General features: G+C 49.4%; 8 protein-coding genes and 1 pseudogene. 2 read left to right on the top strand and 7 right to left on the bottom strand.

The window, feature by feature from the left end; genetic code table 11:
* Positions 1 to 45: 45 nt before the first annotated feature.
* Positions 46 to 765, bottom strand: coding sequence for a 2-C-methyl-D-erythritol 4-phosphate cytidylyltransferase (gene ispD, locus AS151_RS07705; protein ID WP_071516465.1), 720 nt, complete (start codon positions 763 to 765; stop codon positions 46 to 48).
* 156 nt (positions 766 to 921) lie between these two features.
* Here ispD and AS151_RS07700 point away from each other — a divergent pair, with 156 nt between their 5' ends.
* Positions 922 to 1,893, top strand: coding sequence for a glycosyltransferase family 9 protein (locus AS151_RS07700; protein ID WP_071516464.1), 972 nt, complete (start codon positions 922 to 924; stop codon positions 1,891 to 1,893).
* A 460-nt stretch (positions 1,894 to 2,353) separates the two neighbouring features.
* On the opposite strand, the gene AS151_RS07695 is transcribed toward AS151_RS07700, so the two are convergent.
* From AS151_RS07695 to AS151_RS07685, 3 genes are all read right to left on the bottom strand, one after another.
* Complete coding sequence (locus AS151_RS07695) at positions 2,354 to 2,977, bottom strand: response regulator transcription factor (protein WP_071516463.1); 624 nt, start codon at positions 2,975 to 2,977, stop codon at positions 2,354 to 2,356.
* Positions 2,978 to 3,106: 129 nt separating this feature from the next.
* Positions 3,107 to 4,678, bottom strand: a complete 1,572-nt coding sequence (gene bchE / locus AS151_RS07690; RefSeq protein WP_071516462.1) for a magnesium-protoporphyrin IX monomethyl ester anaerobic oxidative cyclase — start codon at positions 4,676 to 4,678, stop codon at positions 3,107 to 3,109.
* Between the two features lie 402 nt (positions 4,679 to 5,080).
* Positions 5,081 to 5,563, bottom strand: coding sequence for a CRR6 family NdhI maturation factor (locus tag AS151_RS07685; RefSeq protein WP_071516461.1), 483 nt, complete (start codon positions 5,561 to 5,563; stop codon positions 5,081 to 5,083).
* 272 nt (positions 5,564 to 5,835) lie between these two features.
* Between AS151_RS07685 and AS151_RS07675 the strand changes: the two are divergent.
* Positions 5,836 to 6,264 (top strand): annotated as a pseudogene (locus tag AS151_RS07675) (Fur family transcriptional regulator); the annotation flags it as partial.
* A 195-nt stretch (positions 6,265 to 6,459) separates the two neighbouring features.
* Here AS151_RS07675 and AS151_RS07670 read toward each other — a convergent pair.
* The 3 genes from AS151_RS07670 to lysS form a co-directional block, all read right to left on the bottom strand.
* A complete protein-coding gene (locus tag AS151_RS07670) occupies positions 6,460 to 7,200 on the bottom strand; it encodes an MORN motif-containing protein (RefSeq protein ID WP_071516466.1) in 741 nt (246 codons plus the stop codon).
* Between the two features lie 95 nt (positions 7,201 to 7,295).
* The gene (locus AS151_RS07665) at positions 7,296 to 8,234 is read right to left on the bottom strand and encodes a hypothetical protein (protein ID WP_211517555.1); all 939 of its coding nucleotides are present in this window, start codon (positions 8,232 to 8,234) and stop codon (positions 7,296 to 7,298) included.
* Positions 8,235 to 8,311: 77 nt separating this feature from the next.
* Entirely contained in the window at positions 8,312 to 9,889 is a 1,578-nt protein-coding gene (lysS, locus tag AS151_RS07660; RefSeq protein ID WP_071516458.1) for a lysine--tRNA ligase, read from the bottom strand.
* Between the last annotated feature and the right edge of the window lie 196 nt (positions 9,890 to 10,085).

The following is a 10,085-nucleotide window of genomic DNA, read 5'->3' as shown; positions in this document are numbered from 1 at the left end:
CGGGGGGGGGAGCATATAAAGCATTAAAGCAAAAAGTAGAGAATATTAGAGATTGTTAATGAATCCAGCACTGTTTAAAGACCCCCACCGCCGACGCAAAATTTGCTCCGCCAGGGTTAAATCATCAGGCGTGGTGAGCTTGATATTGGTTTCTTCCCCCATCACTACCCGTACGGGAATTTGGGATTTTTCCAACAAAGCCGCATCGTCTGTAACCTGCCAACCCAAATCTTTGCCTTGTTGGTGGCATTGTTTCAGCAGAGCTACCTCAAAGCCTTGGGGAGTCTGGGCAGCCCATAAATTTTGGCGGTTGGGAGTATCTTGAATGATGCCTTGCTCGTCAACTACTTTAATGGTGTCTTTGACGGGAACCGCCGCAATAAGGGCAGAATACTCCTGAGCGGCGATCGCGCAGCGGTCGAACAAATCCGGCGTTGCCAAACAACGTGCCGCATCGTGGATTAACACCCGTTCGACATCAGGAGGCACTGTTTGCAAGCCATTGTAAACTGATTCTTGGCGCGTGCTGCCTCCAGTTACAAAATGTACGGTTTTTTGGGCTTCCAGATGGGCGATAATAGATTTAAACTCGGGAAAGTCATGGGGTTGTGCGATGATGCTAATGCCAGAAATTTCTTGGGCAGCCAGGGCGGATTTTAAAGTCCATGCCAGCATCGGCTGACCACAGATTTCTAACAAGCACTTGTTGCGATCGCTGCCCATGCGACGCCCGCTACCGGCAGCTGGGAGTAATAGATGTACCATAGTTGTCCGCTATCTGAATGCAATCCGTTGTTGTCATTGGCTGCGTTCGTTGGTAGCCCCTCGTACGTTGTCTTCAGGCATACCAACTGCGCCAACAATGACCAATGACCAATAGAATCTCATAGAATAGAGCATTGGCAAACTCAACCAGTCAAAATGCGTATACTAGCTTTAATTCCTGGCGGAATCGGCGACCAACTCTTGTTTTTTCCCACGTTGGATGACCTCAAACGGGTGTATCCCAACGCGACAATTGATGTCATTGTAGAACCGAGAGCGACCGGTGCCTATCGGGTGTGCAAATACGCCCACGATCGCTCTTTGAGTACCATTACTTTCGATTTTAAAGACCGCAACGGTCTGGCTGACTGGATGAATTTTCTCGGGATTATTCGCGATCGCGAGTATGATGTGGTCTTGTCTCTGGGGCGAAAATGGGTGGTGGGCTTTTTGCTCTGGTTAACGGGGATTCCCATTCGCATCGGTTACGCCGGTACGGCCGGAGAGCTCTTCCTCACCAATCCAGTATCCCTGAAATCGGAGCAATATGCCGCAGCTATGTACCACGATTTGCTCGGCGGATTGGATATTCAAACTCCTTGTCCGGAGCTATCGGTAACATTGCTCAAAGAAGATATCGAATGGGCAGAAAATACCCAAGCACAATTGGGCGTAAAAGATAGCGGCTATATTTTGATTCACGGCGGTTCTTCCCAAAAAGCCATCGATCGCGGGATTGATAAAATCTATCCCGTCGAAAAATGGCAGCAAGTTATCCAGCAGATTCAGCAACGCCAACCCGGTTTGCCGGTTGTGGTGGCGAAAGGACCGGAAGACGATGCTTGGGTGGAACAGTTGCTTTCTGCTTGCCCGGATGTGAAAACTGTAGAGCCGGAAGACGTGGGCAAACTGGCAGCTACCATTGCCGGTGCCAATTTGGTGCTGTGTACCGATAGTGCCCCCATGCATTTAGCAGTGGCGGTGAAAACCTATACGATTGCCCTGTTTGGTCCCACCGAACCGGACAAATTGTTCCCCGAAAGCGACAAAGCGATCGCTGTTCAATCTCCCACTGGCAAAATGGCAGATATCGAACCCAATGCTATTTTAGAGAAAATGTTTGGCTAGCTGTTTGTCTTTTTCCTAATGCTTCCCCTATGGGTTTGTTTGGTGCCTTGGTCTCCAAGCAGACCCTAATTTAAGTCTTGTCCTTTCCCAAAAAATAAAAGGATAAAAATTTTTCCCACCCTTTCCTCAAATTATGCTATTTTATTAGTAGACACTTTAAGATAATGGAAATATGCGCGATTTTCAATTTAAAGCAAATATTCCCATTATTAAAATTATACCCCCAACCCAGTTCCATGTCAATCCCCAACCGCTTCAAAAATTTTTATCTTGCAAATACCTGCAAACACTTAACAAAGTAGTAGCGAATCTATTCTAATTTGGTAGATAAAGCGATGGTCCGAAGGGTCGGTACCTTTGGCACCATCGCTGTTGTGGTATCTAGCCATTCAGTGACCCACTATTTTAGCCTAGATGCGCTCCCACAGAAATCAGAAAAAAACTCCCAAACCAAGCTTTTTTAATTGCCTTGTAGGGACTTCATAGCGTTTTGTACCCGAGCGCTTTTGTGCATGGTGTTGAACAAATGACCGATACAGTCGTTGAGACCGGATAGAGAAAGATTGAGAGACTTGGCAATGTCCTCGTAGCCAGTACCGGCAGCAATGTGAGCCAGCAATTGCCGATCGCGTTCTGTAAAAGCAAAATCAACCGCTTGCTGTTCGATCGACTTAGCGATCGCGGGATCCAGCCAAAAATTCCCCTTGTAAGTATAGTGAATACCCTGTGCCAGCTCTTCCGTAGAAAGATCGCTGTGGCAGTAGGATTCCGCACCACTAGCAAAAGCAGCCAACACTTCGTCGGGGCGTTCCAGAGAACACCGCAGCAGCAGCTTCACATCCAGTTCGTTGTCATCTTCCTGTAGCTGTCGGACTTGTTGGGTCAAACTCGCCCCATCCATATCCGATAGGGTCATAGAAGCGATCGCCACATCCACGGGAATAGATTCCAACAAAACCAACCCCGTATGACCGTTGGTAGCCTCGCTGGCTACTTCCAACCCTTCCTGTTGGCGCAAGCGATTCCGCAGATCGACGCGGGTATCTTCATCAGATTCAATAATAATTACCTGAATGTCACTCATGAACTCGGCTGTCCTTGCAAATATTCGCTAAAACCCGATTTTAAGCCAAGCGCGAACTCAATTGGCCAGAGAATTTTTCTGGTTCCATCCTAATAGAGGTTTCCAGCAGCTAGCATGGGTAGTCGGTAGCTACTGCTGCGACGACTGGTTCTTATTACCAGACATAGTCCCCGCAAAATTCATATCCGCCTGCAACTCTGGATGTTCCTGTTTGCGTTGTTCCAGCTGTTCGCGGGTAAACACTTTGGACTCGTCGAAGCCCAAGTCAATATCCGTATGTAAGCCCTTGTACTTCACGCGACCCAAATTGTAGAAGCGTTTGTTGAGAGTGGTTTTGGCAAAAGCTTTCAAACAGCCCAACAAGTACTTGCGCTTGAAAGGATCGCGGGCAAACCAATATTCAATAGTTTTACGCATGTAGAAACGAGCGTAGTTGCGCAAGACCCCTTTCAACACATCTTCCCGTTCCATGTTCTCCGGCTTCATAATCGGAGTAACAAAATTATACTGGGAATAATCCCGTACTTCCACGCGATCGCCGAGGTCTTGGAACAAATCGGAAAACGGCCAGGGAGTGAACATATTCCAGTTCACCATATCCGGTTGCCAATCCAACGCCATACGATAGGTTTCTTCGATAGTTTCTGGGGTTTCATTCTCCAGCCCCATAATAAACTGCGCCTCAGCCACAATGCCATTTTTCTTCAGCAACTGGATAGCACGTTTGTTATCTTCGATGGTAGTTTCCTTGCGGAAAACATTCAAGTTTAACTGCGCCGCCGCCTCCGTTCCCAGGGAAACGTGAACCAATCCAGCCTTGCGGTACATAGGCAGCAGTTCTTCATCACGTAAAATATCGGTAACGCGGGTATTGATGCCCCAATGCACGTCTAAATTGCGCTCGATCAGTTCCTCACACAAGGCAATAAAGCGGGAGCGATTGATAGTGGGTTCTTCATCCGCCAAGATAAAGAAACCCACATTGTACTCTTTAACCAGAGTTTCAATTTCATCTACAAATTTCTTGGGAGTACGAGCGCGATATTTGCGCCAGAAACGCCACTGGGAGCAAAAACGGCAGCGGAACGGACAACCACGGGCGTAGTTAGGAACAGCTACGCGCACGTTCAAAGGCGTGTAGATGTAGTGTTCCCACTCCAGCAAGCTCCAATCGGGGCTGAGGGTATCCAAATCTTTAATGGGGGGATGGGCTGGGGTGGCCACCACCTCGCCGCCTTCAAGAAAGGCAATGCCTTTAATTTCCCGGCGATCGCGTTTGTCGGTACCATTTTCAATGGCTTGCAGTAGGTTAACGGTTACTTCTTCCCCTTCGCCGCGAATAATGTAATCCACCCAAGGCGCTTCGTTGAGGACTTCGCCATACATGTAGGTGGGGTGGATGCCTCCCATCACCGTAACCACGTTGGGGCAGACTTCCTTGGCAATTTTCAGCGTGGTTTCCGACTGGTAAATCATGGGGGTAATGGCAGTCGCCAAAACCACATCCGGTTGGTTGGTTTCGATAATTTTGGCTAAAACGTCATCGGGAATGTCCTTGCTCATGGCATCCACGAAACGTACGTTGGTGAAACCTGCTTGTTTTAAAGCACCACCGACGTACGGAACCCAACTCGGCGGCCAGTTGCCGGCAATTTCAGCGCCACCGGAATGGTAGTTGGGTTGGATCATCAAAATGCGCATGGCGTTCCTCCTTCAAATTTGGTAGCCGTTTGTGCTGGATGTTGGGTTGGGAAATAGGTAGGTCGGAAACGTGCAAACTTGCTTTAAAGGTTCAATATTATATAGCCAAAAAGCGATAAAAAGTTACCAACTTTCTGCTGCTGGGAAATCGTTTGCTCGCCTTGTTCTTGCTTGGAGTGGTTTTTTCGGGGCAGCAAAAATCTGCAAGCAGCGACTCAGGTTAAAGACAACCAACCTACACCCTTAGGTGCAATCGTATATGGACAACTAGTGATATTTGACTTGTAGAAATAAAAATTTACAATTTTGGGGGGAAATCAGGCAGCATAGAGCTTTTTTGGGGAAAATTTTGGCTGCAGGTGCTCGATCGCTGCGATCGCACCTGGTATAGCCCCAGAGAAACTATTCCCCTTGCCCGTCGAGCAAGTCAAAAATCCCAGCTTCCAAATCGTACCCCAACACCTGTGCCATCGACATCAAACGGGACTTGCTGGGCATTTGTCGCTGGCGCAACCATTCGTGGATGGCAAAAACTTTCGACATTAAAAAAATTTCCAAAGCCTCCGGATTGTACTGAATGCCCTCCGTGCGATGGAACTCGTGGGGAACCAACATGGCCGTGTAGCGGGGCAATTCTCCCCCTTTCCAGTCCAAAAGAACGGGCAACCATGGATAGCGGGCATCCAAGCGCACAAACCACAAACGCACTTCCGGAATTTCCGAAAGTTCCCGGGGGTCTTCCGGTTCGCGGGGATAGTCAATGTGGAAGTTCAATCCCGTTTCGGGAAGCGAATCGGTACACTGCCACGACTCGATGGTAGTCTCGGCGGGAGACAAATCTAGCTGTTGTAAGGTATCTGCCGTTAGGTGAATGGTGGTAGCCATGATTGCCTGAATTTGTTTTGGTATTTAGGAGCAACAATTGTTTTTTGTTGCCGATCGAAGCCTTGAAAAAAAGCTTTCCGCATCCAAGTTCCCTAGAAGGGAAAATACCACAGATTATCAAAAATTGGTACGTGGCTAGTACTTACCTGGCAGACGATTCCCAATTTTCTAGGATAGAATAAAAACCATAGGAAACTTGTATTGACAGCAAGCGATCGCTTAATTTAAAAAAAAGCTTGACGAACTGTCGCCCTGGTTAGCAAACAAATATGATGGAGGATGAAGCAGCCGTTTTGAAACCCATTCGATCTTTACAAGATGCCATTGACCGCTGTCAGGCGTTGGGGATGCGGGTCAGCCGCCAGCGACGCTTGATACTGGAACTGTTGTGGGAACGACAGGAACATCTGTCTGCCAGAGAGATTTACGACCATCTCAATCGCGAAGGGAAAAACATCGGGCATACCTCGGTTTATCAAAATCTCGATGCGCTGGCTAGCCACGGCATTATTGAATGTATCGAACGTTCGGACGGTCGCTTGTACGGAAACATCAGTGATTCCCACAGCCACGTGAACTGTTTAGACAGCGATCGCATTCTGGACGTATACGTAGAGCTACCAGAAGAAATTATCCAACAAATCGAAGCACAAACAGGCATTCGCATCACCGACTATCGCATCGACTTCTACGGCTACCGTCAAACCCCCCCTTCCCAGGCAAACGCCAGCCAAGGGGAAACAGCAGCAAGCCACCAAAACCAGCCAATGCCAAAAGTCGCCCACAACCATACCGAAAATAGCGAAAGCCATTCCTATTCCGTGCAACCATTTTGGATGCCAAACCAACCCCATCAAACCGCCAAAAACGGCAACGCGCAAGAACACTACTAGAATTCATTCGCCCGTATCGATCGCCGGTTGTCCGTTGCGAAACCTGCCATCAAAACTTCTGCCCCTAGGTCCTGTTAGCGAACCTTCTCCGTGGGGCAAGCCATTGCGAAGTTCACCTTCGTAGCGCGCCCCATTGGGAAATTCACAAACGGCATCGTCAGCATCAAGATTTTTATTGTAAAACTCCCCGCGACAAACCGTACCGTTGCTGCGCGTCAGCGTACCGTTGCCCAGGGGTTGTCCAGCAAAAAACTCGCCCTGATAGACATCGCCGTTGGAATAGACAAATCTTCCCTGACCGGAAGGGCGGCTGTTGATTTGACCGCTATCCACCCTAGTCACCAACTCAAAATTGCCTTCGTAGTAGCTACCATCGGGAAACGTCACCCGACCGCTAGTGATATTGCCGTTGCGGAAAGTGCCGCGGTAGCGAGCGTCATTGCTGGTGATAAACATACCTTGCCCGTTGGGGCGGCCGTTGCGAAACTGACCTTCATAGCGACCGCCATCAGCAAATACGTACACGCCCTGTCCGTTGGGCAGTCCGTTGACAATTTGCCCGATATAGTTATCGCCATTGTCGTAATTGCATTTGGCTCGACCCGTGCGAATATTGGGCTCGCAAACAGTTAGTTTGGGACCGCTTTGCTGGGCTGTACTCGGTAGCGAAGGCAAAAAATAGCTTCCCGTACCTACGATAGCTGCTACCAAAAAAGCCATGCCGGTTTTGTTACCACCAAACATAGTTAACACCATCCTCAAGAGCGCTGGATAGCACTTTCTTTTCTTGAAATATAAAAATAATTTTGAATATCAAAATAGTTACTGCAAGTTGACCCTCATGCAGGACCGCCGTTGCCGTTCGGTTCTTCTCCAGCATCAGCATCGCTTGCCTGAGGCACCGCACCCACTTCTTTCACCACTTCCATACCTTTTTCTTGCAGTACCACCACAGGCAGCCCCTCAGAGCGCATTTCAATGCGTTTGACCAGAACTTGACCGTTGCCGATGGTTTGCCCGGCGCGAACGTACCGACTGGCGATCTCGTTGGGGGCGCGTACAATGGCCAGTACCTCATTGCCCACTTGAATGGCTCCTGTGACTTCGACGCCGCGGGCAATGGTAGGCTGAGGTTCGCTCGGTGTTGGCGATGGCGGCACATTGTTTGGTGACTGGGGTTGGGGCACGTTGGTGGGTGACTGCGGCACCGAATCTGGGGGATTGTTACCACCGCCAGGTGGCGTCTGACCGGGCAAAGCGGGGCCAATCGCTACTGGAATTTCAGGCATCTCGGGGATGCTGCGTTCCGGTAGTTCGGGAATGGGGGGGATATTGGGGGAAGCAGAGGGGAAGTTATTGGTATTTTGCGGACTTGGCTGTGGCATGGATTCCGGCGGGCTAAACGGATTTGGGCGTACTCGGTTGGGAGCTTGGGTTTGCCGACCGGAACGATTGGTAATTTGTCGAGTTCGTTCTTGCGGATCCGTGGGTTGGATTAAGCGCGATCGCGGAGAAATGGTCGGACCGGCAAAATCCTCTGCCTGTTCGGTTTCCGTTTCACCATTGCCCTCTGCTTGCGGAGCGTTGGCTGCGGCGGACGATACCGGTTCTTCTTCGCCAGAACCAGATTGGTCGCCATTGGTGGTTTCTTGGGAATCGCCGTTGTTGTTCCCGTTGTTCCCATTATTGACACCATTGCCATCGTCCGTACCGCCGCCGCAGCCGGCAAACAGGAATGCAAGGGTTAGGGTAGATAAAGCGAGAAAACGTTGCAGCATAGCCAGTACTGGAAAGCCTACTCCCACCATAGCCTATTGCCTGTCGAATTGGGGGAAGAACTGTTTTTTTCTATTCCCTATTCTTCGGTTTTGGTAGGGCGCATGGTGGGAAACATCACCACGTCGCGGATGCTGGCTGTGTTGGTGAGCAACATAACCAAGCGATCGACGCCAATTCCCATACCGCCGCAGATGGGCATTCCCAACGAGAGGGCTTCCAGAAAGTCTTCATCCATGGGATGAGCTTCTTCATCGCCGGCTTGTTTTTGTGCTAGTTGGGCTTCAAACCGCTGTCTTTGGTCTTGGGGGTCGTTGAGTTCGGAAAATCCGTTGGAATATTCGGTACCGTGGATGAATAGCTCGAACCGTTCTACCAATCCGGGTTGGCTGCGGTGTTTTTTGGCTAGGGGACTGACCTCAATGGGAAAATCGACGATAAATGTGGGTTCCATTAAGGTTGGTGCCACAATTTCATCAAAGATGGCATATAAGAGATAGCCTAGGGTTTGGGTTTGCAGTTTGGAAGGAGATAGCCCCAGTTTTTCGGCCCCTTGAATGGCTGCTGCTAACGATAGGGTATCGAAGTCCAAGCCGGTTTCGTCTCGCACTGCTTCTACCATGGTTTTTACCTGCCAGTGTTTGCCGGTAAAACCAGGATATTTTTCGCTGTGGTCGTATTTGCGTTCCAGGTCAATGCGATCGCCTTGGTATTCAATTTCGCGTACGTCCTCTCCCAGGGTGTTCGTAACCACATGGCAGATTAAATCTTCCACCAAGGTCATGATTTCAAAATAGTCTGCATAGGCTTGGTACACTTCTAAGGAACTAAACTCGGGGTTGTGGGTGCTGTCGATACCTTCGTTGCGAAATACACGACCGAGTTCAAAAACTCGTTCAAATCCCCCACAAACTGCCCGTTTGAGAAACAGTTCTGTGGCAATGCGCAGGTATAGGTCTACATCCAGGGCATTGTGGTGGGTAACGAAGGGTCGAGCAGCCGCCCCGCCGTAGATGGCTTGCAGGTTGGGGGTTTCAATCTCGTCAAACCCTTGATCCCAAAGATAAGTACGAATACTCTTGACAATTTGACTGCGTCGCCGGAACCGTTCAAACGCCTCCGGATGGGTCACCAGATCGATTTCTCGATGGCGGCGACAGGTTTCCGGTTCGCTAATGCCATAGTATTCATCGGGGAAGGGAGCGGTTGCTTTGCCCAGCAATTGTAGTTTTTCCACTTGAATAGAAAGCTCGCCGCGGTTGGTGCGACAGCCAATCCCTTCCACACCGACGAAATCTCCTTTATCGAGGAGTTTTTGGATTTGTTTGAAGCTTACTTGTGACTCCTCGCTAACGAGTTTTTTTTCAATTTTGAGCTGAATTTTGCCCGTAGCGTCTTTGAGGTCGATAAAACAGATGCTACCGCTATCGCGTTTGGAGGTGATTCTGCCGCACAAGTGTAACGGTTCGGCTTGCGGGTCGGTTTCTCCGTTTTCGATCTGTCGTTGGGGTGCCTCGAAGATGGCACGAACATCAGCGGTGGTATGCGATCGCTGAAAACGAACACTCGGATAGGGTTCTATGCCAAGCGATCGCAGTTTTTCTATTTTCTGAGCGCGAACTTCCGCCTCGTTGCGAGTAGAACTTTGGTCGGCCATGAAAAACGTACAATGAATGGGTTTAACGGACTGTATACAGGGAAATTGTATCAGTTATGGTTGGTTTGGAGGTATTGAGCGTACCGAGGGTGGGAGATATAATAGGTGGTTTGCGGTTGTCCTGAAGAATGGCTAATCCCGTGGTTTTTGAACCGGGGTCAATTTTAAGTTGATGATTATGAGTTACGCAATTTTC

The organism is Geitlerinema sp. PCC 9228 (assembly GCF_001870905.1).
GTDB lineage: Bacteria > Cyanobacteriota > Cyanobacteriia > Cyanobacteriales > PCC-9228 > PCC-9228.
The sequence above is the reverse complement of the archived record's forward strand: the minus strand, read 5'-3'. Positions and strand labels throughout refer to the sequence as shown.